Raw genomic sequence first — 25747 nt, forward strand, 5'->3', positions numbered from 1 at the left:
CAATGGAAAGTATTACAGCGCAACAAATCGATATTGCCTATAATGACACGCTTATCGTAAAAGAACTGAATTTGCAGATTCCGCGTGGACAGATTACCTCGATTATTGGTCCCAATGGATGCGGCAAATCAACCGTACTAAAGGCAATCGGTCGGCTGCTCAAGACGAAGCATGGCACGGTTTTTCTAAATGGTGCCGATATCCGCACACTGCCCACCAAGGAAGTGGCCAAACAGATGGCGATTCTGCCGCAGACGCCGACCGCACCGAGCGGTTTGACGGTCAGTCAATTAGTCGCCTATGGGCGGTTTCCCCATCAAGGGGGCTTCGGCAAGCTCTCCAAAGAGGATAAGCAAGTAGTCGCTTGGGCCCTATCGGTTACACAGCTTACAGCGTTCGAGCATCGTGAGGTCGATACGCTCTCTGGCGGTCAACGTCAGCGCGTATGGATTGCGATGGCGCTCGCCCAGCAGACGGATCTGATCCTGCTGGATGAACCCACCACCTACCTGGACCTGGCGCATCAGTTGGAAGTGCTAGAGCTGCTCTATGAACTGAATCGCAGTCAGCAGGTGACGATTGTGATGGTGCTGCATGACCTGAATCTGGCAGCACGCTTCTCCGACTACATGGTAGCCATTCGTGAAGGCCAGGTGGTGGAGCATGGCTCGCCAGAGCGCGTAATGACGGTACGGACGCTACGTGAGGTGTTTGCCATTGATGCCGATATTATGCTGGAACCACGAACGGGGCGACCGGTGTATGTGACGTACGAGATATTGCGTGATAGGCGTAGTGAACAAGGAGCAGGTCAAGGATTCCTAAAAGCTAAGGAACAGAAGGAGGCGGTTGCCACATGAAAACCGCATGGCGTGTCCTGCTGGGCGCACGGAAATATTGGCTGCAGTTAGGCATTGGATTTGCCGGTGTCTTGATGGCCACGATTGCCGGGTTTTATTTGCCCTGGGCGCTCCGTTCGTTGTAACAATGAAGTCGGACGAACACTCTGAACAAGCAGCATTTCAGGAAAGCGAGTACTTTAAAGCCAAGTTGAAGCAAAGAACAGTGAACTAAAACACCGACACGGGTACGACGTAGCGTCGTCCTCGGGTCTGTTTGAGATGCAAATGCAAGGTGCTATGGTGATATTCGCCGTTAATCTGAAGCGAATATTGAAGCTGACAGAGTAAATTACGAGGTTAAAGCAAGATGAAACAAACAAAAAAACGACTATCCATCCAATGAATGGGGGATAGTCGTCTTTTTGTTCAATCGCTTTTTCGTACTTCGAAAATCGTAAGTTATTCAGTGGCCTCTGGTATCAAGATGCTTACAATTGGCGCAAAGCTGCTCGAATATTCCGTCTTGCATCCCCGATACTACCCTGCGCATCTCTTAAGTCATCAAGCGCATTTTCAAGTTCTTCTTTTTGTCTGATTCTGTACGTTCTACTTCTTGCTAGTGCTGCTTTCGTTTTCTTTACTGGTGCTACTCTCTGTTTCACTCTTTTAATCGCCATCTCTCTTCACCTCCATCTCCGAAGATAGTAAATTATATGCAGTGAGTGAAAGCTTGTTTCTTGCAAATGACTATCGTGATAGAATCCCCCAAATGAGAGAATTCCACGAGATTTGAACGTTTACTTCCGAAACGCATACAATGGCCGAAAGGAGTGAACAAATGAAGAGATGAATAGTCTAACTTGGCTGAACAGAAACTCATCGCTCATCCATCGGCCATTGAGATTGAAGGTTCGCAAGCTGAATCCCAGAGCCGCACAATCAACCACCTTCCACGTCATCGTGCAATTTAAAAACAAGCTTTCCGCCGCTCGCATTCGCGCATTGCGAAAGCGTCTCGGCAATTCTCCCCTGCCGGTGACACACCGACTTCATGTGCTAGACTCTATCGCGTCGCGAGTGACGATGACGGGTCTAAGGAGAATGTGCGGCTGTAAAGAAGTCCGCTGCGTTTATTTGGACGGGATCAAAAAGCTTTCGCTCAATGTTGTGACGCCCTCTATCGGTTCAACTGCCGTTCAGAGACAAAAAAGATTGACAGGCAAAGGAATTAATGTCGCGTTCATCGACACGGGTTTATATCCCCATCCGGACTTGACCCACCCTACAAACCGTATCGTTGCTTTCAAAGATTTGATCGGCCGTAGAAAACGGCCTTACGATGACAACGGCCATGGCACGCATGTAGCCGGAGATATTGCGGGCAATGGCTGGTCAAGCAGAGGGAAATACAGGGGCCCTGCTCCGAATGCGGGAATCATTGCCGTCAAAGCGTTTAACCGATCTGGCGACGCTTATGACTCCACCATTATTAAAGCGCTCGAATGGTGCATTCGGAACCGGAGAAGGCTCAATCTGCGCATTCTTTCTTTGTCTTTCGGCGGCCCATTATTTTCCCAATGCAGCGAAGACCCTTTATGCCAAGCGATAGAAAAAGCCGTTAAAGCTGGCATCGTCGTCGTGGTTGCCGCTGGCAACGCGGGACCAAGGAGGAGGACAATCGAATCGCCGGGTAACGCTCCATCCGCCATTACTGTCGGCGCAGTCGATGATCGCGGGAATTTATCGCAAGCTGGCGACTTGATCACCTATTATTCCAGCCGAGGACCGACTTCGGGCGGAAGAATCAAACCTGATCTCGTTGCGCCGGGAGAGAGAGTCATATCGCTTCGTGCTCCTGGCTCCAAGCAAGATCGCAAGTTTCCTAATTTACGGGTAGGCAGACGTTATTTCGTTATGTCAGGTACGAGCGTATCCGCACCGATCGTCGCCGGTGCAGCCGCTCAACTGCTGCAGAAGAATCCGTCGCTTACTCCAAAGCAAGTGAAAGCCATTCTGAAGCGGAACGCATTCCGTCTGGGGCTGAAACCAAATACGGGAGGCAGCGGCGAAATTGACATGCGGTTCCTGCTTGGCCGCAAACGCAAGCATAAGCGTCCTTACAAGCGGCCCGCTCGTTCACCGAATAGGATGAACATTTAACCTTTGATGGAGCCATGTTATTCTTCTGTGATAATGTCACTATGGGACAGGAGACAATTACATTGAGCAGAGAAGAAATGAAGAAGGTACTTGTGGTGGGGAAAATCATAGATGGACATATGACAAACAACGAAGGAGCTATTTTGATGGGGATGTCCATCAGGCAAATCATCCGGCTAAAGAACAAATATAAAGCGGAAGGAGCACAGGGCATTGCCCATAAAAATAGAGGAAGGAAGCCGATACACGCATTAAGCGAGGAGACGAAAGATCGAGCAGCAGCGTTATACGAATCGAAGTACCACGGCAGTAACAGCGGTCACTTTGCAGAGTTGCTTCTATAGCACGAAGCCATAAGTCTGAGCAACTTCAGTGCGAGACGGATACTGCTCGCTAAGGGACTCAAGCAAGCCAAACAAAGACGTCGAACAAAGGGCTCACCTACCACGCCAGCGCAGGGCACAAGCAGGCATGCTGTGGCAGATCGACGCCACCCCTTATGCATGGCTGAAGAATCACACATCTGCATTTGCTAATCCTTTCCATGACCATTGCATATGCGGGTACTACGGTGATCAGTATGATTGAAAAACTGTGGAGTTGTTTTAGATAGCGCTACCTCAGGATTAATGTTATTTAACAATAGGGATGATCTCCACTCCTTAATTCCGTTACCCTATAAAAACATCCATGGCTCTTCGGCCGCATCCCCAACATGAAAGTGTGGTTTAGCTCGGCTCGTTCCCTGCCATAATGAATATGGAGGGTTACTTCGACATTTGCTTAGCCAATGCCCAGCGAATCAACAATGTGCCTGGACGAAAAACGGATGTGAACGATGCCGAATGGATGGCTATGTTACTTCGGTATGGCTTAATTGAGAAGAGTTTCATACCTGCTGAGGATCTTCGTGAACTACGAGATTTAACGCGGTTACGCAAAAAGAGAATTGGAAACTTAACCGCAGAGAAAAACCGTATTCAAAAGATGCTTGAAGCCTCGAATGTGAAAAAAATATATCTCGTATGGCAGAATTCTTGTTTGGCACGCTGACGAAGCATCAGCTTCTCGTCATTCGCAATTGCTGGGAGCACATCACATTCTTCGAGAAATCCATCTTTCAATTGGATACCAGGAGTAAGCAAAATTACGGCTTCCGCCATCATTGCTGAAATCGGTGTCAATATGAATCAATTCCAAACAGCTGATCACTTGGCGTCTTGGACAGGGGTAGCACCTGGAAATTACGAAAGTGCGGGCAAAAAAAGTTCAAAAACAGTAAAAGGCAATCCACATGTAAAGACGGCATTATGTGAAGCAGCTTGGGCGGCTACAATATCAAGAAAATTATCAGATCATCAAACACTAGCAAAGTTACATAGAAGGCGATCCACCGATTGTAACTTCTCAAGGGGCATAACATTTTTTTAAATGTTTAAACCTTCATTCAAAGCATTAGCTGATGAAACCTTCGAACTGTACTCCAAATGAGGATAAACATTGGCTGTGGTTGAATAATCGCTCTCTTTTGTTGAAGTAAAAGAAGGCTTGCGCATAACGTAACGTTATCCCTTATACTGGTGCTAGAAAGGAGCTGAGAAGGATCAGCAAGAGGTACTATACTGTGGGATCATTCGCTAAACTGACCTCAACGACGAAACGTACGCTGCATTATTATGATCAGAAGGGACTGCTCAAGCCAAGCTACAATGAACAGGGATACCGAACATATACCGATGAGGATTTGTTTCGTCTCCAGCAAATATTGGCCTTAAAATATTTAGATTACTCCCTGGATGAAATTAAAAAGTATTTGGAGCAGGATAGCAGGGATTTTAAAGCTTCTCTAGAGAGGCAATATGAGCTGCTTCTGCAAAAGCAGCAGCACATCCAACACGTTGTGGCAACGATAGAACGGGTAAGTGCGATCGTTAAGGACAACCATACGCTGGATCCCGAACTCATTATGATCACGATTCATTCCATACAACAAGAAGGAGAGGTGAAGCAGCGCTTCTCCGAGCGGCTGCCGGATGCATTCGTACAATCGATGTTTGAGAGAGGAACAAGCTTGGAACCTGAGATCATGCATGTGTTTAATGATCTGTTCGTCATGTTCAAGCAAGGGCTGCTGCCGGAACATCCGCTTGTGCAGGAGTGTGCACGTAGTCTGAAGCTGCTAATTGATCGATTGCTGGGACAGCCGCTGGAGGAGCTGGGGATGAGCGAAACGGGAAAGCTTCTGGTAGGAATGGAGTTTCCAAATAACATTCAACCGGACCTTATCAACTACTTGCTTGAAGCGCTGCGTTATCTGATTCTTAAAGAGGGCGAATGAACTAGTCAAAGCAACGTATCCAAAGATTGGGATGTACCTCCCAACCTTTGTTTCCCCCTGCGCTTTTTTTCAATAACGTTTCATTTCACATGTTATCTCTAACTTGAAGTAGTCGATGTTGAAGGCTTAAGAAAACAAGATGAAAGAAAATATTAATTTATAGTGGGAGTGTTTATGATGTCAAACAATAGGGCTATGCTGCAACAATCTTTGGATCCCGCCCTTCGAGTTCGTCCCCGCGTACGATGGGCTGTGCTTACCTATTTCCTCTACAGCGCAGTCTTCTACGCGATCTTCGTGCTTAACGGCGTCGACTACACGCGAGTGGGCGAGAGTGACCAGACCCTTCTACTCTGGTACGTAGCACCGCTGTCCGGCGGTGCCGTGCTGACCATCACAATGGTCACGATCTACGGATGGTGGCGCCCCAGCCTGGTTGAAAAGCGGAGTCTTTCTCGATGGACAATGACTCTCCCGATCATTATGATGTTCATCGCGATCGTGAACATGCTGATCGGTGATTTCACTCGTGTCACACCACTCATGTGGCTGTATCTATTCGTCGGCAGCATCCTGGTCGGCTTCAATGAGGAGATGGTCACCCGAGGTCAGTTGATAGTGGCTCTGCGCAGCCGATTCGGCGAAACCGGAGTCTGGCTGCTCTCCACAGCGATGTTCGCAGTCTTCCACCTGCCAAACATCTTCCTAGGTGTCGGGGCGGGTGCCCTGATTCAGGTGTTGCTCTCTTTCGGTCTAGGTTCGATCTTCTACCTTGCCCGGCGGTCTACCGGATCGATCGTGCCCGCCATGCTCTTGCACGGACTATGGGACTTGAGCATCTTCTCTGCCAATGGCTCGTCGTCGTTTCCCATCGCTGGTGTACTAGCTCCATTGTTGGCTATCGCTGCAGCAATCACGGTTCCGATCATCCTTCGCAATGAAAAGCGACGCGATAGCGCCCAAAGCGTATCACGACCAGTCGGCTGATTCATTCGTACGGTCGACGATCGCGCGACTCGTCTCGCAGTCAACACGCCGGCCAGCAGTCCTGACTAGGTGCACTAGGTCAGCAGGCTGGTAATAGCGGGGGAGAGAGAGGCCCTCCGTGCTTATCGCATTCAATAAAATGTGCGACTCAAAATCGAGTGGGAAATCGTGAAGGCTATAGCCCTCTCGTCGATTTCTTCGAAATGGCTATCAGCTTTTCGTTTTAATAACCTAATGGCACGAATACTTTAATGCAAGTGGACTTGACGTCTGCTGCTGCGATGACCTAGGTTGTAGATGATTGGGAGTCAATGACGCTGGGCGGGCCTCTAATCCATGATCACCTTATGAATGAGGATTAATTTGCTTTTGGATTGTTTTTGGAAATGAGCATCCCTATGATGACAACACAAAACAACAAAATTACTAATCCAAGCAAAAGATAATACCAAGGAAAAATAAGAATATCTGATCTAAGTTTAATTAAATGTACGAGAACGCCCATTATAATAATTAACCCCAAGTTCTCCTTATTTAATTTTATGAATTTATATTTAATCATTCTGAAAATCACTAAAACGCATATGCAAATAAGCAAAACTCCAATCAGGATAGTAAGCATCTAGTCAACACCTCCGGCTACTTGTTTCAATCTACATTGATTTAAAATATACCATGAAAAAACAAAAAAGGAACATCGCGTACTATTGAGTGGTACGAATGAGATGCACTCTACTACCAACCGCTCTCGATTTATTTTCGGAATGACAGACGTGCTTGTCTTAAAAGTGAGTGGGAAACCATGGAGACATCTTGCGACGCTTTCGTAAGACAGGACAACAGGGGACTTCTTTAACGAAGACAGTCGATTTTCTTGGCAAGAATAGGGGACAAGCAACATATAGGACATTCTGAATGAGAGCTATTTTCCATTCGGAAGGTCCTTTTTATATGTTTAATATTCATTTAACCGAATGTGTTGCGTTAGTTAACACTACTAGACAATTGTCCTTTTTTCGAGCTGCGGGGATCTCTAAAATAAAAATCAAATAAGGCAAGCGAATGGAGGTGAGGAGAGATCGAGCAGAAGCGAATTAGAGAATTTACCGCAACGGTTTATGTCTTGAATGAAGAACACAATGCACTATTGTTTATGAAGAGGCGAAAACCGCCGTTTGCGGGGTGCTTTTTCCCGCCAGGCGGGCACTTGGAGCCGAACGAAACGCCGGATGAAGCGGCTGTGAGAGAGGTGCAGGAAGAGACCGGATATTCGATTCGGCTGTTGTCGGTACAGGTAGACAGTAATCCAGAGCCTGGTGTAGTTCCCTTGGCTTTCCCGATCAACATTCAGCTTGAGCGTATCGATGATCAGCATGACCATATCGATTACATTTATGTTGGAGAAGTTCTTCGCAGAGAGCGAACGGAGGCGGGGGAGGAATGGATGTGGCTTGATGCCGCTCAATTGGATGAAGAACCGGTGCCGGCGGTTATTCGGGTAGTCGCCAAGCGAGTCTTGCAAGAGAACAGCAGCATTAGGGGAATAATAGCCCTAAAAAGGTAACTGGAGGCTGCAAATGGATAAGTCAGTCCTGCTCAACATGATGAACAACTACAGCTGGCTGTATGAAATGCTGGAGCACATGCCGCCGGACCTGCTTGTCCATTGGGAGCTATGGCGCTATTATCCTGAAGAAGTGGTATGCGATCAAGGGGAGTATCCTGATGTCTTCTATATCGTTATAGAGGGAAGCTTGAAAGTTGAGCACATTCTGGAAGACGGCACAGTCCTGATTATCGCCTACCTTTATCCGGGTCAGATGATCAGCGATATTGAAATTGCCTTAATGACGTCGTACGTCTGCCGAATTATAACGGAGACCCAGGCTTCTGCGCTTGTGCTGAAAAAGGATATCTATCAGAAATGGCTGCTGGCGGATAACCACTTTTTATTGTACTTGACGAAACAATTGGCCGGGAAGCTGCATGAGACAGTGCGCAAATCGATTGACAATGTGTCGATGTCTCTCAGGCACAAGTTGCTCCGCTATTTGTACAGCCAGGTCGAGCCTATCAACTTTAATCAGGAAGCTTCTTTTACCATTCCCATCTCGCGTGACGATATTGCCTCACAGTGGGGTGTGACGCTGCGCAGTGTGAACCGAGTGCTTAAGGAACTGAAGGACCGGGAGATCATTTATGTAGATAAAAACCGGATTATTTGCAATGAGTGGAGCCGCTTTTTATTAAAAAAAGAACTAACGGACATGGAAAAATAACATCTGAGGAGTGTTTATCGTGAGCCAAATGACTTCCATACAATCAGGATTACCCCATAGAGGAGTGACTGCCCGCCATATTGTGGCGATGGTGATCAGTGCGCTGATTTTTGGAGCGACCATCTATATTTCCCGGTTCGTCCCGATCAAGCTAGGTACGGTTCAAGTGCTGTATCCTGCTGCGATCTTAGCTCCGCTGTTTGGCGTTTGGTTTGGCGTATGGGGCTCGGCGGGACTTGTGATCGGCAATATTTTATCGATGGTCGTTGTTGGCATGAATCCGGCGATCTTTCCCTTAGCTTTGCTCGCTCAATTCATTATGGGATTCGTTCCGGGGATCGCTTTCCGCAAAGTCCGGTTTGAAGGCACAAGGGATCGCATCGTTTTCATCGCAACTGTAACGCTCGGCATGATGGTGTCCACGGTTCTTGTAGCGCTGAATCTCGCCCTTATTCAAAAAATTCCCGGCAATGTCGTATGGGGCACCATCTGGCCTTGGATGCAGGTCAGCAATACGCTTTCTGCAGCGATCTTCAGCCCGATTCTGTTCGCTTGGATGTCTGATTATATGAATAAATCCGGTTTGTTTTTCAAAAGGTTTCTAGGCTGACGGAGGTTACATTTATGCAATTGTATTATCCATCTAATTCGCTTCTGCACTACTTGCATGGCTTTACGAAGATCTTAGTCTTTGGTTTGCTCTTTACCTTTATTCCGTTATTTATGGACCGGCTCGCAAGTCTGGCAGGTCTGCTGCTAATCTGCCTGGCCTTATTCATCTATATTCGTCCATCGCGTTGGCATTGGTTTTTGCTGATTCCTGTATTGATCCTGTCATTCACGATGAGCCTGTCCTACTTTCTGTCCGACGCAGGCGGCACGTTGTACTTCCAGGCGGATTTGGGATATTGGAAAGTCATCGTTTCTTCCAGTAATATTGAAACTTCGCTAAAATTCATGTGCCGTATGCTGATTTGGTGTCTGCTCTTCTTCCTGATTCTATTCACGACTTCCAATGAAGATATTGTGATGGGGTTGAAGAAATTCGGGCTGCCTGAATTCGTGACGCTGTCTGTGTCGCTCGCGTTGCGGTACTGGAGTTTAATGATCTTCGATGTCAAAACGGTTATGGATGCGCAGTACGTACGGGGCGTCGATTTTCGCTCGGGTAATCTGTATACCCGATCCGTCCGGTTTGCAAGTACGCTCGTTCCAGTCCTGTTCGTCTTCTTGAAGCGGTTCCGCACGACCAGTTTCGCCCTGACACTGAAAGGTGCAGGACGAAAAAACAAGCGGACTTATTATTATAATCCCAGAATTAACGGACTCGATAAGCGGGTTATTCTGAACGGAGGGTTGTTGTTTGCAGCCTGGCTGGTACTGAGATGTTTTTTTACTTTATAGCAACGGAGGAGATTCAAGATGATCACTTTCGATAATTACAGCTGCACGTATTCGTCGGGAAAGTCGATGCTGCATCAATTGAATCTGAGCATTAGACCCGGCGAATTTGTGTTTGTCACAGGGCCAAGCGGCGGCGGGAAGTCAACGCTTTGCTTTTCGATCAACGGATTGATTCCGCATGAAACAGAAGGTTCCGTGTGCCAAGGCAGTGTGACGGTGGACGGGAACCGGGTACAGGATGTGTATCCGAGTGATCTCGTCTCTGTAGTCGGGACGGTGCTGCAAGACCCGGAGTGGCAGCTTGTCAGGGGCACGGTGAAGGAAGAACTGACTTTCGCGCTTGAAAATATGGGCTACCCCACTGACGAGATTGATCGGCGCTTGGAAGAAGTTGTGGATAGAGTAGAGATCCAATCACTGCTGCTGCGCTCAACACTGGACCTATCCGGCGGTCAGAAGCAACGGGTGGCGATTGCTGCCTGTCTAATGACGAAACCGAAGGTCATTGTACTGGACGAGCCCACCGCGGAGCTTGATCCGCTTGGTAAAGAGATGGTGCTGGATACGATTCGCCAGCTGCATCAAGAATGGGGCTATACGATTGTATTTGTCGATCATAATCTAGATGTGTCTATGCCCTATGTTGATCGGGTGATTGTGGTGTCGGAAGGGAAAATCGTAGCGGACGCGCCCCCAAGCCTGCTGTATGATGATCCGCTTGTTCGTGAATGGCTGCCGATGCCTCAGGTGGTTGAACTGGCCCGCAAGCTGGGTGTGAAACTAGAAGATGAACAGTATGGCGAACGCGATCCGCTAACCGTGGAAGAGCTGAGGAAGGCATTGTCCGATAGAGGCGTCATCCGCCCTGATCCTCCAAAACGGCTTACGAATCATAAGTCTGAAGCAGGGGCAGTACCCGCTGGTGAAGCGCTTCTTGAGCTGAAGAACATCACGTTCCGCTATCGCAAACAGGAAGATGAGATGACGATCAAACCGCTGAATCTCCGGATCGGCAGAGGCGAATTTGCAGCAGTCATCGGGCGAAACGGTGCGGGAAAGTCCACCCTCTGCAAGCTGATAACGGGCCTATTAAAACCGCATGGTGGAGAGCTGCTTATTGACGGCAAGCCTTCAAGCGAGCTTCAGGCTGACCAGCGCGCGCGTCATATCGGCTTTGTTTTTCAAAACCCGGACTATCAATTTGTCCGTCGTACGGTGTATGACGAAGTCGCATATGGATTAAGCGTTCAGAAGCTGCCAGCCGCCGAAATCGATGCGCGTGTCAAAAAAGTGACCAAGCTGCTGCAAATCGATAAGTATTTGCAGGAGCATCCCCATTTCTTGAGCCGGGGCGAACGGCGCAGAGTTGCGATTGCCTCCATACTGGTCATGCAGCCGGAAGTGATCATCCTGGACGAGCCGACGACAGGGCTTGATTCTGTACGGTGCAGAGAGATGATGGATTACATTACCGAGCTTTGGCGCCAAGGGCATACGATTATTATGCTTACACATGACATGCGGGTGGTAGCAGATTATATTCCACGCACGATAGTACTGTCCCAAGGACAGATTGTATGGGATGCGCCTACTCGAGAAGTCTTCTCGAAGGGAAAAGAGCTGAAACCCTATCATATTACGCTTCCGCCAGTAGTTGAGCTGTCGCATATCTGGGGCTGGACACAGATTGCACTCACCTCCGAAGAATGGGTGGAGACCTTATCCATTCCTGAGCTGCGAGAGACTGTTCCCGGCGGAGGAGGAGTCGTATGAACCAGGCATTTCGTATGATGATGCTCGGTGTCGGTAATGGATTTGTAAAGTCCACTTATCATAATAATGCGCTGCTGGAATGCAACCGCCGCCGCTATCTGATTGATTGCGGTGCGCTTGCTTGGCATAGCTTGTATGAACTCGGACTCCGATTCGAGGATATTGACGGCATTTTTATTACACATTTGCATTACGATCATTGCGGAGGGCTGGATGAAGCCGCTTTGTATGGAGTCTATGCTGCCGGACGTAAGATGAAGCTCTGGCTCCCTGCTCCCTTACAGCACACTTTATGGGAACAGCATTTGCGCGGAACATTGGAGAATGTCGCAGACGGAAAAACATCGTTAGAGGACTATTTTGATATACAGACGGTCGAAGAAGGAGAGCCTTTTTGGCTAACGACCGACAGAAGCGCTGATGGTGTTGGCGTTGGTGTTGGCGTTGGTGATCGTGAAGCTAGTGATGGCACTGGTACTGAAGCAGAGCGCCCGCCGCTCTCCATGCGCTGGATGTCCACATCCCACGTACCATCCAAGTTCAGCTGCTCGCTCGTCATTGACAACCGCTTATTTTACAGCGCGGATATGGTTGCGGATGCAGATCTGATGATGAGGGTCCATCAAGAAGGAATTACGGACTTTTACCACGATTGCAGCTTTGATTCTAGTCCCGTCCATGCCAGCTTTGAAGCGTTATGCCAATACCCTGCGGCCATTCGCCAGCATACCTATTTAATGCATTACGGTGAGGCACCGAGGGAACTTGGGGAGGATGCGCTGTGCGGAATGAAGCTGCTTAGGCAGCATGAATGGCGCACATGGTCGTAAGGAAAGACAGTTAGAGGAGACGACAAGAGAAAGAAACCAAAGGTCGAGCAGGAATGAAGCGGAAGCGGGTCCCAAGGTTCGCCACAAGTTATATAGATAGTTTTAGGAGGAACAGGTGTGACGAAGATGAATTTCCCGTACATGACTATGCCTTTGCCGGAATGGCTCGGGCCTGTCGTAGCCAAAGTATTCGCTAAGATGTGCGATGATACGACTGGCCATGATTTTTTGCACGCGGTACGAGTGATGGAGCTGGCTGTGAGGATTGCGGATGAACTGCACGCCGATGCAGATATCGCTGCGGCAGCCGGACTCATGCATGATTATTATCGAAAAGAAGAGAAGAAAACGGGCCGATTGCATTTTGGCCCGGAGGCGATAGCCGACCTGCGCGGGGAGTTCGGTCCGCTGATGATTCCTGAGATCGGGGAGAAGAACTTCGATACAATTCTGGATGCCATCGCGCTTCACGAAAGCTATAGCGCTGATGTCGCTCTCTCGTTGGATGCGCAGATTTTGCAAGATGCAGACCGGCTGGAAGCGCTGGGTACGGTCGGGGTCGCCCGCACCTTTATGTTCGGAGGAGCACATGGTCTCCCTATGATTGAGATGGAGCGGGAGACGACAGCTGTTGAATTCAATCCACACGTTGCCCCATATGGTTCGGTCCATATGCACTTCTATGAAAAGCTTCTAAAGCTTGCAGATGGCATGCATACAGCACCCGGGAAACGGATGGCTGCACAGCGACATCAGGTGATGCTCTCCTATTTACAACAATTCGAGAACGAGCTGGGGCTTACCTTGCCTACAGTAATCAACGGGACGTAATACGCAAGACACTGCGCGCCCAACAGCACACCATAATAAAGCCTTGGTCAACAAGGCTTTTTGTGGCTATTCATATTTTGACTAGAAGAGACTGTTTTCATAAGCTTGATGGATAAGAGAACGATAAGTATGACAGTAAGAAGCGGGAACATCCTTCGACAAGTCCTAAAATCGGGAGAGCCGACAAGCCTCTAGTTCGGATTTTGGTTCCCGATCGATTAATTCACTTGCAGCCAGACGTGCAATAAGCGGTGCCAGCGTAATCGCAGAATGCATCACCGTCAGATAAAGTCCCTTTATATGATCATCGAAGCCTACGATTGGATAGCCGTCTTCGGGCATAGGTCTCATCCCGACTTTGATGCTTTCCAATTCTAATTGCTCTCCGCCCTTCAGACTGCGACGCAAAGTCTGGAATGCACGCTTACCGATTGCCTCGGGTCCGTTTTCCTCCGACTCATCGATATAATCTTCCGCAGCCAGCATGGTATGATCCGTCAGTTGACGCGCTTCAAATTGCGCATTTGAGATTAACGTGTGGATTAGTCTATGTACAGATTTCATCCGAATCAAAATGGAGGGCGATGCCGTTACCGGTACAGAAAGACCTATTGGCTCACAAAGTTCGGTGACATTCGTGCCGGAGGCCAATACCACGACATCCGACTCCAGAAAACCCTTGGATGTATGAATGCCAATCAGATGGGAGTTTTCTTGCTGCAACTGCGTAGCGTTGGTATCGAACTGAATCTTTGCTCCATACTCCTGCGCTTTGTTCAACAACAGCTCCGTTACCTTGATTGGATCCAATGCGCCTTCTTCACTGGCAAACATCGCTTCATCCGGATATTCCTTCAGATGCGGTTCCAATACCTCAAGCTGCTCTCGGTTTAATTGTTGAAAGCGGAAATTCTCCTCTGGGGTCGAATTGCCCCAAGTCAACGCCCCTTGCCAGTGGATAGGCAGTTCGGACAGCTCTTGCTGAAGCGCATGGTATTCTTCTACAGCGGCATCGTACAAATGCCTGTATTCGGGAGCGACCCTATGCGTCGTATGGATCCAGGCAAACGATTTTTCCGTGACTTCACGCGCCGCGGCGGGGTGCCGTTCAATAACCGTCACATCCTGATTTCGTTTGGCTAGTTGATAGGCTAGGGATGCGCCGACAATTCCTGCGCCAATAACCACGATTTTTTGTCTACTCATTAACTACTCCCCCTTGCCCGCTATTATATCATAGCTATATGCGTCGGCTTTTCGAGGGTGTTGATTGTGACTCATGTATGCGACTTATTTAGTGAAGTCTGTAGGTTACTTTACTGCCTTGTACTTTCTGTATGAAGCCATTCTCCAAACCGTGATATAACTGAGCATAACCATGTTCATAAGGAAGTTTGAAGTATCCACATCATTTGACAAAAAGTGACCATGGAAAATTAAGCGAATGACGAAAAAAGATATGAGTATAATGAACAATGTTTTATTACGCTGAATAAAGATTTCACCTGAGCGTTTTTCAAAGTTTGTTGTCATAATCAATGGAATCGATAATACGATCCCTATTCCAAAAGCATATATATAGTGACTATTTACTACGTGTAATTTGGGATCTAAGAGTTGAAATAATGAAGTTGACACATACAAAATAGGTAACAATAATGAAACCCCTGATTTAATCGGCACGCTCATCCTGCGCCTTAATCCATTGAAAATCAAAATGAAAATAGCAATAGAAATGATAGTTGCAATAGTGGCATTCATATAGTTACTTGCTCCTTAGTTGATTTTTGGTTTGGTAACAATATTTCCATTCGGATGAGTGAATAAACACTAAAGAACCTAATGAGGTGAGTTAATAAGAGTTCGCACGATTTGAATCAGAGGAGGGGATTCGTACATTTCCTACATAATGAACAAGGCCAACCTAAAGGTCAGCCCTGTCGTGTCTTAACAATGATTATATAAGTGCTACTGTCTTACCAGCTTAAAGCCTTCCTTCTCCAGCAATGTAACCATACCCATATCTCCCAGCAGATGCAGCGATCCAACTCCAATAAAATACGTTTCTTTTTTATCGCTGTTTAAGTACCCTTTAATCTTCTCGACCATAGGTACATTGCGGTCATCCATTTGGGCTTTGACCCATTCAGCATCCCAGCCGATAAATTTGGACGCTTCAGCCAAGGCGTTATAATCGCCTTCACTCCACATTTTAGCCAATACATCTACCGATACATCTGGGGTAGGCGGGTTCGGAGAACCTGGCTCCAGAGTTTGAAGCAGTAATCTTTCATTCAACGAGTCAGAGAAATTGTCCATCGCCTGAAACTGGAGATCCATATTTTCAAGTGAAATAACCGGTTTTTTAGCTTGATGGGCTTTCGCAATCAGGTATATGTCAATACCCATATCCTGTTTTTGCTCGCCTTGTGAGCTTTTAATAAATAGAATTTGTTTCTCGACGAACCATGTTTTAAAATGATCGAAGCTATTTTCAGGAAGTCCCTGTTCTTTCAAAAATGCTGCAACTTTTTTATAGGTTTCTGCGGAGATATGATCCTGCAGCTTTGTTCCGTCTTTATAAACACTCAGCTCGGCTATCCGTTTCTTCGATTCCTCAGAAGCGCCCTTCATAAGATCGACTTCTACACCCAAGTAATCAGCAGCGTTGAACGCATTCTCAATTTCCGGGCGGAGCGGATACATATTTTCATCGGCTAGATGCATAGTGCCAAGCAGATACACCGTATTGCCCTTATTTTCTATTTTCCATAGAAAACCGCGGCCTCCTTCAGATTGCTGCTTGGAGTTCAGGCTAACCTGGCGCAGTGATGAATCCCAGGCAACCTGATAGCCTACAGCTTCAGCGACAAAACGGATCGGGACATACGATACATTTCCACTTTGTTTAGGCGTTGCATCTAGCTGAACTGCTTTTCCATTAGCTGTTGCCTTCTTGCTGCCTATTTGCAGGGAAAAGGAGAAGTCTTCTTTCGTACCGCTAATGGTACGGGATGTTTCGTCCCAATTCCATTTTATGCCCATCTTATCCATAAGAGGGTGAATCGGGACGAGCGTAATCCCTTTTTCTAAGATCGGCGCAGACTTGCCAAACTGGACTTTCTCCCCATTTAGCTGTATGGACAGGGAATGATCTGCTGCTTGAATAGTAGAGAATGTCGATGTAAGCAAGGTTAGGAATAGAAGTGAAACGATTATTTTTTTCATCTGTGTATACAACTCCTTCTAGTTGAATAAAAGCTGCCCAATGAATTAGTTGAGTCTGCTCCAACGCCCTGGCTCAACTGCTGGAGCGAATGGCAGGTCTGCATTTTAATTCTGTTTATTCGCCTTCTTCTCCCTTTGAGCGAACGGTCAGATGACCAAACACTTCAAGCAAGTAGTTTATAAATTCCGGCTGAAAGCTGCTTGGAAACTCCATTTCCATCAGTACTTTTCCCGTTTCGCTTATCCCTAGCTCCTCTAACGGTTGTGCCAGCAGCCGATTGAGGATCTGCTTCAGAGCAAGTCCATGCTCCTGTACAAGCGGATGATCCGGCTGCAGCCCTTGCTTGGACAAGACGAGCAGATCATTAAACACAATCATAATCTCATGTTCCAAGCTTGCTCCACTCACAAACATAGATTCTACGAATTCATCCGGCAGCCGATCGTAGAGCCACTGCTTGAGCTCGCCTTCCTGCTGAATGGCATGAATCATCAGTATAATGAGCTGGGGATCAATCGTATCGTTATCTGTAATAATCGCTTTTACCCGTTCAATCGTAGCCAACACGCGCTGGATATGCTGCTGCTTCTGCTGCAGCAGCTCGTATTGCAGCTCCAGTGAGGCTTTATAATCCTTGCCGCCCTGCTCCAAATACTTGCCGATGTCATCCAAGGAGAGGTCTAAATATTTTAAGGCCAATATTTGTTGGAGGCGGAACAAGTCCTCGTCGGTATAAGTACGGTGACCCTGTTCATTGTAGCCGCTTGGCTTAAGCAGTCCCTTTTGATCATAAAAGTCAAGTGTACGTACCGTCGTTGAAGTCAGCTTGGCGAGCGAACCAATGCTATAATGCGTCTTATTTATTCTTCTCAACCCCTTTCTTGCATCAGTATAGCGCAGCACGTTACGTTATGCGCAAGCCTGTATTTGCTTTTATTAATCAAGTGCAGATTCAAGTGAGATATTCCCATAAATCATGCAAAAGAGCCTTCAAAACGACTATGAAAGTGGTTTTGAAGGCTCTTTGGTTAATCGACATGTTATTGTAATACATATCCGCCATCCGTAAATAATGTTGTACCTGTTGTATAGCTATTGGTCATTAAATAAATAACCGAATGAGCGATTTCATTCACATCGCCTACACGTTTTAAAAGCGTCATACCCTCATACGCCTCATAGGCTTCTTTGCGATCCTTCTCCGTTCTTATCGTGCCAGGAGACACTACATTGACTCGAATCGGTGCCAACTCAATAGCAAGCGCCTTGCCCAAGCTTTCAATAGCTCCATTACATGCAGCATACGAGGCAACTCCTGATATAGGTCTTTGACTAGCTGCGCCAGACATCAAGACAATAGAGCCTTCTTTAGCGATATAAGGGAGAGCGTGTTTTGCAGCGTAGTATTGCGGCCAAAATTTATTTTGAAAGCAGCTCTCTGCAATTTCTTTCTCCGAAGTAATCGGGCCAAGCACATAAGCTGCCCCCGGAGTGAATGTGATTCACCTCGATAGCTTTACGTATCACGTATTTGCAATAAAGTTGCGTAAACGTTTTTACAAGGAAATGGTTAAAAATTGAAGCCCTAAATTAGGAAGCAATAAGTAAACACGCCTAGTTTTTAGAGGAATGCCCGACAGTTAGATTCTAATGAAAGTCATATAAATCTTTCTGAATCATTCTCAATACCGATACTAAGCTTAATTTCGCGTAAGAAAATATGACGTGTATACCGAAAAACATTCAGATGAAAGTTGAATACTAGACGAATACATAACATATACGTGTTATATAATCAAAATGTAAACGTTTTAATTTAGAATTTTCTAAAAATAACTATTGAAATCTGATTCATCATGAACTACAATAAAATCAGAAATTGCGTAAACGTTTACATTATGCGAGTGGAAAAATGAACCAATATCGTTTAATATCAAAGAGAAACATTGAGAAAACGTTATGACAATAAATAAAGAGAGGGGGTGGCTAAGACGAACAAGGAAATCACAATTAAGGACGTAGCCAAGCAAGCGGGTGTATCTGTAGCTACGGTGTCGCGAGTAATGAATGGCCGGGACCGCGTAAGCGAAGCCACTCGCAAGAAAATACTCAAAATAATCGAAGAGATGAACTTTGTGCCGAATACGATGGCTGCATCGATGGTGAACAAAAAAACCAACATGCTGTCCGTCGTGGTGCCGGAGATTCAGAATCCCTTCTACACGGCAGTCATCGGTGGCATGGTCGAGGTAGCCAAGAAGGAGGGCTTTACCACTCTAGTCGTCGCTACGAATAGCGATGAGGCGGAGGAGGAAGAATTTTTCGAAAGCTTCCTAGGGAAAAATGTGGATGGAATCATCTTAATCGGTACGCATAAGGATGCAGAGTTTTACCGGAATATACGCAAGCCTACCATCCTTGTCGACCGTTATATTAATGATTGCGGCCACGATGGTGTCTTGATCGACAACTTCCGCGGCGCTTACGAAGCGACTAAGCATTTTGTGGACTATGGTCATGAACGTATTGCCATTATAGATGGGGCGCATGATTTTAACGACGGCAAGGACCGGTATTGGGGATATCGTCAAGCGATGCATGAGAGCGGCCTGACACCTGATCCTGCTTATCACAAGCAGGGAAATTGGTTGGAGGAGGACGGCTACCGATTTACAAAGGAGCTTATGCAATCCGGGCAGCCGCCGACAGCTATATTTGCAGCCAACAACGTCATCTGTACAGGCGCGATTAAAGCGATTCGAGATTTGAATCTCCGGATCGGCGAGGATATTTCTTTAATTGGCTTTGACGATAATGAGCTTGCCCAGTTCGTGCAGCCAAGAGTGACCGTGGTCAGCAGACCGACAAGAGATATGGGCATTCAAGCGGCGGAGATGCTCATTCAGAAGATCAAGGGCGAGCCTAAAGAACGGACGAAGCTGAAGAAAATGATATTGGATGTGGAATTGAAGAAATTCGGCTCAGTCAAAAGATTGAAGAAGTAACACTGGGGGGAGAGCCATGACGAGAATCTTGGTAGTGGGCAGCATGAACATGGACATTGTCACAGGGGTTGAGCGTCATCCGATTCCCGGCGAAACGATACAGGGCAACGAGACCCGGTTCTTTATTGGAGGCAAGGGGGCCAACCAGGCGGTTGCCGCCTCTCGCTCCGGAGCTTCGGTCGCTATGGCCGGAGGGCTGGGCTCGGATTCCTTCGGTGTCGACATACGGGAGCGATTGGCGGAGGACAGGATTGATCTTGATTATGTTGTAGAGAAGCCGTGTACGACTGGGATTGCCTTGATCACAATTGATGGGACTGGCGAGAACAACATTATTTTGTCCTCAGGCGCTAATGGAAGGTATGGCGCGGGGGAGGCCGATCAATTAGACCTTTCTGATTTCGATGTCATTTTGCTGCAAAATGAAATATCACCGGAAGCCAATGAAAGGGTGCTGGATAAAGCGGCAGAGAAGCGTATTCCGGTATTTATGAATCCTGCTCCAATTGACGGGTTTGACCAGAGCCAACTGAGCAAGGTCACGTTCCTCATTCTGAATGAGGTTGAGGCGGAAGCGCTTAGCGGCATCCGTATTGAAGGAAGCAGCCAGGCGCTGGAGGCCGGAAAGATAATGCTTGATGAAGGCATTCCTCAACTCATTATTACTCTGGGAAGCAAAGGCTCAATCTATATGGATCAAACCGGCAATCAAATCATATTGCCCGCATTTTCGGTTAATGCAGTCGATACGACAGCGGCCGGAGATACCTTCATCGGAGCGTTCGCAGCCAAATATGTAACGGGAGCAGAGCTGCAGTATTGTCTGCGCTACGCGACAGCGGCATCGGCGCTGGCTGTATCTGAACCCGGTGCCCAAAGCTCGATTCCGAGGGAAGAACAAGTACAGTCGTTTCTTGCAAAGTAGAAAAACCGATCAATAAGGGCATGATAAAAAGGTAATATACGGGGTTTCTTTCCTGGAAAGGGACACCTGTATACAGGGACTTTGACGATTTAACGCTTAGTCTTGTTAAAGTTATCCAAAAAGCGGCTAAGTTAGGTGAATAGGAGGTCGAACGATGAGGCATCCGGTTTTGAAAATGGAGGGCATCAGCAAGGAGTTTCCAGGGGTCAAAGCGTTATCCAATGTTAGCTTTGAGCTGTATCCGGGCGAGGTTCATGCGCTTATGGGGGAGAACGGAGCAGGGAAATCCACGCTGATGAAAATTTTGTCCGGCGTATATTCACCGACGCAAGGAACGATCAGGCTGAAGGGCAAGGAAGTGACATTCGGCAACCCGCTTGACGCCCAGCGGCAAGGAGTGTCCATTATCCATCAGGAATTCAATTTGTTTTCTAACTTGACAGCGGCGGAAAATATATTTATCGACCGGCCGGAAATGGTAGGCCGTTTCGGACGGATACAATGGTCCAAAATGTATGACGAGGCGCAGCGTTTGGTTGATTCCATAGGGGGAGGTGAGATTGATGTCCGCAAGGAGGTCAGGCATCTAGGAGTCCACAGCCAGCAAGTAATCGAGATTGCGAAAGCGCTGTCTTTTCAGGCGGATGTGCTCATTATGGATGAACCGTCGGCGGCGCTCCCGGAGAACGAAGTGAAAAAAATGTTTGATGTGGTCAATCGGCTCAGGGCGCAAGGTGTAGCTATCGTGTATGTTTCCCACCGCATGAAGGAAATATTTGAAATTGCGGATAAAGTAACGGTGCTGCGGGATGGAGCCAAGATTGATACCCGGGGGATCGAAGAGGTGACCGAACAGAGTTTGATTCAGATGATGGTGGGCAAGGAAGTTGGCCAGCTCTATCCCGTAAGGGAGCAGAAACAGGGTCAAGAGGCGGTGCTGCAGGTGAAGCAGCTGTCGCTCGATTCCGTGCATCATGTATCTTTTGAGCTGCGAAGGGGAGAGATATTAGGGTTGTTCGGTGTTCCGGGTTCGGGTACGCATACGATTGCCGAGCGTTTATTCGGACTAAAGCGGGGAACGGGTGAAATTACTATTCGTGGCGCAGCGGTGAAAATCAATAGCCCGAGCCAAGCGAAAGCGAAAAAGATTGCCTATGTTCCGCCGGATCGTCACCGTCAAGGCATCATTAAACCGATGTCCATCCGGCAAAATCTGTCGATCCCGATGCTGCCCCAGCTTTCCAAGTATACGGTTCTGGACGAGGCGCGAATTACAGAGATGAGCAGGGAGTATATGGAGAAGCTTCGGATTAAAGCGCCCAACGACGGACAAAGCGTAGACTTTCTAAGCGGGGGCAATCAGCAAAAGGTCGTGATTGGCAAATGGCTTGCAGCGAACCCGGATATTCTCATTCTGGAGGAGCCGACTCGGGGAGTTGATGTCGGAGCGAAGGCGGAGATCTACCATATTATTCATCAACTTGCCCAGGAAGGCTTGAGCATCTTACTGATTTCGTCCGAAATGCCGGAGGTAATTGGACTTAGTGATCGGATCCTGGTGCTGTACAAAGGCACGATTGTGCATGAATTTGCACATGGTGAGGCTGATCAGGAACAATTGCTGCAGCGTGCTTCACATCCCCTCTCAGAAGGAGGCCACTTATGAAACGCCTGCTCAATGTGCATGAAGCGCCTATTATCTTATTCACTATTCTTGTTACGCTATTGTTCTCCATCCTTTCACCCGACTTCATGCAAGTCGAAAATATAAGGCTGATTCTGGATCAGAATATCACCATGTTTATCGTGGCGATCGGGATGACGATGGTCATTCTGCTGGGGGGGATGGATTTATCAGTCGGATCTGTGTTGGCTGTGACAGCGACTTCTGTCGGATTGTTTCTCAGCCATGGCATTCATCCGTGGATTGCAGCCGCTATGGGGATATGCATCGGGGTTCTATGCGGCATGGTTAATGGCTATTTCATCGCTGTGAGGAAAATACCTGATATCATCGTTACCTTGGCCACCATGTATATCTTTAGAGGTATTGCGGTAGGGATCAGCGGAGGCACTTGGATGACGAACTTTCCAGAAGGATTTCGATTCTTCGGACAAGGAAATTTGCTCGGCATCTCCTTTCCGCTGTTCATAGCCGTCATTCTCATAGCGATCTTCATCTATGTTATGAAATTCACCCGCGTGGGCCGAAGAGTCTACTCCATTGGAGGGAACGGTCCGGCAGCCAAGCTTGCGGGAATCAGTGTAGTTCGAACCAAGTTTAAGGTTTATGTATTAACCGGCTTGCTGGTCGGAATCGCCTCGGTTATTTTCGCAGCCAAGGTAGGCAGTGTGCAAGCCTCGACAGCAGGCAGCGGGTTAGCGTTTGAAGTCATGGCAGCCGTTCTTATCGGCGGAGGAAGCATATTTGGAGGCGTCGGTACGATAGCTGGTACGATGCTGGGCGTGCTCTTTATGGGCATAGTTAAAAACGGGCTCATTATATCCAAGGTTTCTCCGTTCTGGGTGGATGCCGCGACTGGTTTTCTGATTATTCTGGCAATTGTCATTAATACGCTGCAGCGCATACGTCAAAACAAAGGGAAAGAGGGGGATTTGGTATGAGTGCATGGACAAGCCGACTCCCGCTTAAGGGAAATAAGCTGATCGTTCAAATGCTGCTGCTGTTCGTCATCATTGTGCTGTTCAGCTTCTTGTCTCCCTATTTCCTGACCGTCACCAATATTATGAATGTGCTGAACCAGATGGTTGAAGTAGGACTGATCGCCATTCCGATGACCATGATTATCATATCCGGTGCGATGGATCTTTCGGTGGGCTCCATTCTCGCTTTCTCCGCTGTATGTATGGGAGTTGCGTATGAGCGAGGTCTCGATATATGGATCAGCGTGATCATTGGACTGCTGGCTGGCTTGCTGTGCGGGGCCGTTAATGGCTATCTGATCGCAAGGCACCGCATGCAAGCTATTGTCGTCACCATTGGCATGCTCGTGATGCTGCGGGGTCTGGTCTACGTGATCAATCAGGGCAGACCCATAAGCGGCTTTCCGGATGCATTCTACTTTATGGGCCAGCAATATGTCGGCGGCATTCCAGTTAATGCGATTTTCCTTGTGGTGATGTTCCTTCTGGCCAGCTTTGTCATGAAGAAAACCAGATTCAGCACCTATGTGTACGGGATTGGCAACAATGAGGAGGTTGTCCGCTACTCAGGCATCTCGGTCGTACGCATCCGGTTTATCCTCTTTATGCTTAGCGGATTGTTTTCGGCCTTGGCGGGTATATTTCTGGTGTCGCGTCTGGCAAGCGCAGAGGCAACATCGGGTACCAATATAGAGTTGGATGTTATTACAGCCACTCTGATAGGAGGCACACATATTTTTGGAGGGAGGGGGAGTCTTTCAGGCACATTTGTGGGGCTGCTGATCATCGTGTTTTTGCGTAATGGATTGAATTTGTTAGGTGTATCCGTGCTTTACCAGGCCGTTATTTTAGGGGCGTTGCTTCTGCTTGCTGTAGGAAACAAAAAATTCAATGGAGAGTGATACCTATGAAAAAGCTAACATTGACGTTACTGACGGGTGTATTGGCTTTGAATTTGGCAGCATGCGGAAGTACAAGCGGGAACCAGCCGGGGAACGGCGGCAAGCCGAGTCAGGGTGCTTCGGGATCGGATACTAGAACGTACTTTATAAATCCAAAGTCCATTGGCCCCGCTTACTGGGCAGCGGCTGAGAAGGGCGCGAAGAAGGCGGCAGCCGATTTGAAGGTAGAAGTTCTGTTCAATGCGCCGACCGAGGCAGATTCCTCCAAGCAAATTAATATGATTCAAGATATGCTGACCCGCAAAGTAAGCGGTATCGGTGTATCGCCGAACGATGCGAAAGCGGTAGGCCCAGTGTTCAAGAAGGCGAAAGGTCAAGGCGTCAACATTGTAACTTGGGACAGTGACGCGCCGGATACTGATCGCCAATATTATGTAGCTCCGGCTACAGATCAAGAAGTGGGGGAGCTTCTGGCCAAAACGATCGGGGAGGAAATCGGCGGCAAAGGACAGGTAGCATTCATGGTTGCAGGTCTTGGCTCGCAAAACCAGATTGCCAAATCCAATGCGGCTAAAGCTTATTTTGCAGCCAACTATCCCGATATTGAGGTCGTAACCACTGTTGCAAGCGATGACGATCAACAGAAGGCGTATGCCAATGCGCAAAATTTGCTTCAAACGTACCCGGATCTGCGGGGCATTATCGGATTTGCTGGCGGCGAGCCTCCTGCAGCCGCGGAGGTAGTAGAGCAAGCTGTAAAAGCAGGCACGTTGGAGAAAAACCAAGTAGCCATTACAGGCATCGCTGTGCCGAGCGTCGTGAAAAATTATATTAAAAATGGCACCATCAAAACAGATATTATTTGGGATCCGGGCAAGCTGGCTTACGTAACGGTCTATATTCTGGATCAACTGGCTCAAGGCAAGGAAATCAAGGATGGCATGGAAATTCCGACAGTAGGGACTGTGAAGGTAGACGGGCAAAATGTGTTTATTGGCACGCTTCAAGTAACGAACGAGAATGTGGACAGCTTTGATTTCTAATCACCCTGCTAGGAGGCGGCTTCATGGAGTATAAGGTGCAAATAGAAGATTTGACGGAGGAGACCTTTGCGCCTTATGGCAAAGTAGTAGATTTTCCTGCGATTGATCCATCTAAATCTGGTGACGGGTGGGACTGCTGGAGCTATGTGCAAATGCTTGACGTATGGGAGCCCATCGGATTTGGTCTTGTAATCACCAAGCGACGCGAATGGGTTGTAACGGCAATGGAGAGGCATGTCAGTCGTGAAGAGCTGCTGCTCACCTTTGATCGTGAGATTGTACAGCCTGTAGCCAGATGCATCGACATCGACGATCCGGATGAAAGCCCTGACCCATCCACCGTCAAGTGCTTCAGAATCAAACCCGGACAAGCGATCGTCATCAACCGGGGAGTCTGGCATAGCCCGGCCTACCCGGCTTCGGACGACGCCCGTTATTTGTTCGGCATTGAGAAGAAGAAGGATAAATTCGGCGATGAAATGATCAATCCGTGGGTTGATTTTGTTAACGGGAGTATCGTTCGATTTGAATAAGA

Annotated in this window: 24 protein-coding genes and 4 pseudogenes; 22 read left to right on the forward strand and 6 right to left on the reverse strand. The window is 47.7% G+C overall.

All coding sequences use genetic code 11. The features are described 5' to 3' along the window. Positions 1–2 precede the first annotated feature (2 nt). The 3 genes and pseudogenes from DX130_RS00160 to DX130_RS00165 all read left to right on the forward strand — a co-directional run. Positions 3–860 (forward strand): ABC transporter ATP-binding protein, encoded by an 858-nt coding sequence (locus DX130_RS00160; protein ID WP_116041895.1) that lies wholly within the window; start codon positions 3–5, stop codon positions 858–860. Continuing rightward, positions 857–985 carry a hypothetical protein gene (locus DX130_RS27175; protein WP_276310891.1) on the forward strand — a complete coding sequence of 43 codons (129 nt, stop codon included), beginning with the start codon at positions 857–859 and terminating at the stop codon, positions 983–985. Before DX130_RS00160 ends, DX130_RS27175 begins: the two co-directional genes overlap by 4 nt. Further along, positions 976–1190 (forward strand): annotated as a pseudogene (locus DX130_RS00165) (transposase); the annotation flags it as partial. The gene DX130_RS27175 and the pseudogene DX130_RS00165, both read left to right, overlap by 10 nt. Positions 1191–1330: 140 nt before the next feature. Here DX130_RS00165 and DX130_RS00170 read toward each other — a convergent pair. Continuing rightward, positions 1331–1519 carry a hypothetical protein gene (locus tag DX130_RS00170; RefSeq protein WP_116041896.1) on the reverse strand — a complete coding sequence of 63 codons (189 nt, stop codon included), beginning with the start codon at positions 1517–1519 and terminating at the stop codon, positions 1331–1333. Positions 1520–1688: 169 nt separating this feature from the next. On the opposite strand from DX130_RS00170, the gene DX130_RS00175 reads away from it, so the two are divergent. The 12 genes and pseudogenes from DX130_RS00175 to DX130_RS00240 all read left to right on the forward strand — a co-directional run bounded on the left by DX130_RS00175 (position 1689) and on the right by DX130_RS00240 (position 13444). After that, positions 1689–3002, forward strand: a complete 1314-nt coding sequence (locus DX130_RS00175; protein WP_116041898.1) for a S8 family peptidase — start codon at positions 1689–1691, stop codon at positions 3000–3002. Positions 3003–3064: 62 nt separating this feature from the next. Beyond that, positions 3065–3536 (forward strand): annotated as a pseudogene (locus tag DX130_RS27510) (helix-turn-helix domain-containing protein); the annotation flags it as partial. Positions 3537–3746: 210 nt separating this feature from the next. Then, a pseudogene (locus tag DX130_RS26785) lies at positions 3747–4346 on the forward strand (transposase); the annotation flags it as partial. Between the two features lie 280 nt (positions 4347–4626). Beyond that, a complete protein-coding gene (locus DX130_RS00195; RefSeq protein WP_165861088.1) occupies positions 4627–5340 on the forward strand; it encodes a MerR family transcriptional regulator in 714 nt (237 codons plus the stop codon). Positions 5341–5514: 174 nt separating this feature from the next. Beyond that, on the forward strand, positions 5515–6327 hold the full coding sequence (locus DX130_RS00200) for a CPBP family intramembrane glutamic endopeptidase (protein ID WP_116041905.1): 813 nt from the start codon (positions 5515–5517) through the stop codon (positions 6325–6327). A 1093-nt stretch (positions 6328–7420) separates the two neighbouring features. After that, positions 7421–7891: an NUDIX hydrolase gene (locus DX130_RS00210; RefSeq protein WP_276310886.1), complete on the forward strand. Its 471-nt coding sequence runs from the start codon at positions 7421–7423 to the stop codon at positions 7889–7891. Between the two features lie 13 nt (positions 7892–7904). Further along, on the forward strand, positions 7905–8606 hold the full coding sequence (locus DX130_RS00215) for a Crp/Fnr family transcriptional regulator (protein WP_116041910.1): 702 nt from the start codon (positions 7905–7907) through the stop codon (positions 8604–8606). Between the two features lie 19 nt (positions 8607–8625). Continuing rightward, complete coding sequence (locus DX130_RS00220; RefSeq protein WP_133297874.1) at positions 8626–9216, forward strand: hypothetical protein; 591 nt, start codon at positions 8626–8628, stop codon at positions 9214–9216. Positions 9217–9230: 14 nt separating this feature from the next. Beyond that, entirely contained in the window at positions 9231–10010 is a 780-nt protein-coding gene (locus DX130_RS00225) for an energy-coupling factor transporter transmembrane component T family protein (protein ID WP_116041913.1), read from the forward strand. A gap of 18 nt (positions 10011–10028) precedes the next feature. Continuing rightward, on the forward strand, positions 10029–11783 hold the full coding sequence (locus tag DX130_RS00230; RefSeq protein WP_116041915.1) for an ABC transporter ATP-binding protein: 1755 nt from the start codon (positions 10029–10031) through the stop codon (positions 11781–11783). Then, positions 11780–12613 (forward strand): MBL fold metallo-hydrolase, encoded by an 834-nt coding sequence (locus DX130_RS00235; RefSeq protein ID WP_116041916.1) that lies wholly within the window; start codon positions 11780–11782, stop codon positions 12611–12613. Before DX130_RS00230 ends, DX130_RS00235 begins: the two co-directional genes overlap by 4 nt. A gap of 126 nt (positions 12614–12739) precedes the next feature. Continuing rightward, the gene (locus DX130_RS00240) at positions 12740–13444 is read left to right on the forward strand and encodes an HD domain-containing protein (RefSeq protein ID WP_240644451.1); all 705 of its coding nucleotides are present in this window, start codon (positions 12740–12742) and stop codon (positions 13442–13444) included. A gap of 165 nt (positions 13445–13609) precedes the next feature. Here DX130_RS00240 and DX130_RS00245 read toward each other — a convergent pair whose 3' ends face one another. From DX130_RS00245 to DX130_RS00265, 5 genes and pseudogenes are all read right to left on the reverse strand, one after another. Continuing rightward, the gene (locus DX130_RS00245; protein ID WP_116041920.1) at positions 13610–14650 is read right to left on the reverse strand and encodes an NAD(P)/FAD-dependent oxidoreductase; all 1041 of its coding nucleotides are present in this window, start codon (positions 14648–14650) and stop codon (positions 13610–13612) included. A 105-nt stretch (positions 14651–14755) separates the two neighbouring features. Next, the gene (locus DX130_RS00250; RefSeq protein WP_116041921.1) at positions 14756–15205 is read right to left on the reverse strand and encodes a CcdC protein domain-containing protein; all 450 of its coding nucleotides are present in this window, start codon (positions 15203–15205) and stop codon (positions 14756–14758) included. Between the two features lie 207 nt (positions 15206–15412). Beyond that, on the reverse strand, positions 15413–16672 hold the full coding sequence (locus DX130_RS00255; RefSeq protein ID WP_116041923.1) for a TraB/GumN family protein: 1260 nt from the start codon (positions 16670–16672) through the stop codon (positions 15413–15415). Between the two features lie 115 nt (positions 16673–16787). Beyond that, positions 16788–17546, reverse strand: coding sequence for a MerR family transcriptional regulator (locus DX130_RS00260; RefSeq protein ID WP_165861090.1), 759 nt, complete (start codon positions 17544–17546; stop codon positions 16788–16790). A 167-nt stretch (positions 17547–17713) separates the two neighbouring features. Further along, a pseudogene (locus DX130_RS00265) lies at positions 17714–18169 on the reverse strand (SDR family oxidoreductase); the annotation flags it as partial. A 486-nt stretch (positions 18170–18655) separates the two neighbouring features. Here DX130_RS00265 and DX130_RS00270 point away from each other — a divergent pair. From DX130_RS00270 to DX130_RS00300, 7 genes are all read left to right on the forward strand, one after another. Then, on the forward strand, positions 18656–19678 hold the full coding sequence (locus DX130_RS00270; protein WP_116041927.1) for a LacI family DNA-binding transcriptional regulator: 1023 nt from the start codon (positions 18656–18658) through the stop codon (positions 19676–19678). A gap of 16 nt (positions 19679–19694) precedes the next feature. Continuing rightward, entirely contained in the window at positions 19695–20603 is a 909-nt protein-coding gene (gene rbsK / locus DX130_RS00275) for a ribokinase (RefSeq protein WP_116041929.1), read from the forward strand. A gap of 154 nt (positions 20604–20757) precedes the next feature. Further along, on the forward strand, positions 20758–22269 hold the full coding sequence (locus DX130_RS00280; protein ID WP_116041930.1) for a sugar ABC transporter ATP-binding protein: 1512 nt from the start codon (positions 20758–20760) through the stop codon (positions 22267–22269). Then, on the forward strand, positions 22266–23228 hold the full coding sequence (locus DX130_RS00285; RefSeq protein WP_116041932.1) for an ABC transporter permease: 963 nt from the start codon (positions 22266–22268) through the stop codon (positions 23226–23228). The genes DX130_RS00280 and DX130_RS00285 overlap by 4 nt, the downstream gene beginning before the upstream one ends. Next, complete coding sequence (locus DX130_RS00290) at positions 23225–24169, forward strand: ABC transporter permease (RefSeq protein WP_116041933.1); 945 nt, start codon at positions 23225–23227, stop codon at positions 24167–24169. Before DX130_RS00285 ends, DX130_RS00290 begins: the two co-directional genes overlap by 4 nt. 5 nt (positions 24170–24174) lie before the next feature. Further along, positions 24175–25212, forward strand: coding sequence for an autoinducer 2 ABC transporter substrate-binding protein (locus DX130_RS00295; RefSeq protein WP_116041934.1), 1038 nt, complete (start codon positions 24175–24177; stop codon positions 25210–25212). A gap of 23 nt (positions 25213–25235) precedes the next feature. Continuing rightward, positions 25236–25745 (forward strand): ureidoglycolate lyase, encoded by a 510-nt coding sequence (locus tag DX130_RS00300; RefSeq protein ID WP_116041936.1) that lies wholly within the window; start codon positions 25236–25238, stop codon positions 25743–25745. Positions 25746–25747 lie beyond the last annotated feature (2 nt).

The organism is Paenibacillus paeoniae (assembly GCF_003388735.1).
In the GTDB taxonomy this organism is placed as follows: domain Bacteria; phylum Bacillota; class Bacilli; order Paenibacillales; family Paenibacillaceae; genus Pristimantibacillus; species Pristimantibacillus paeoniae.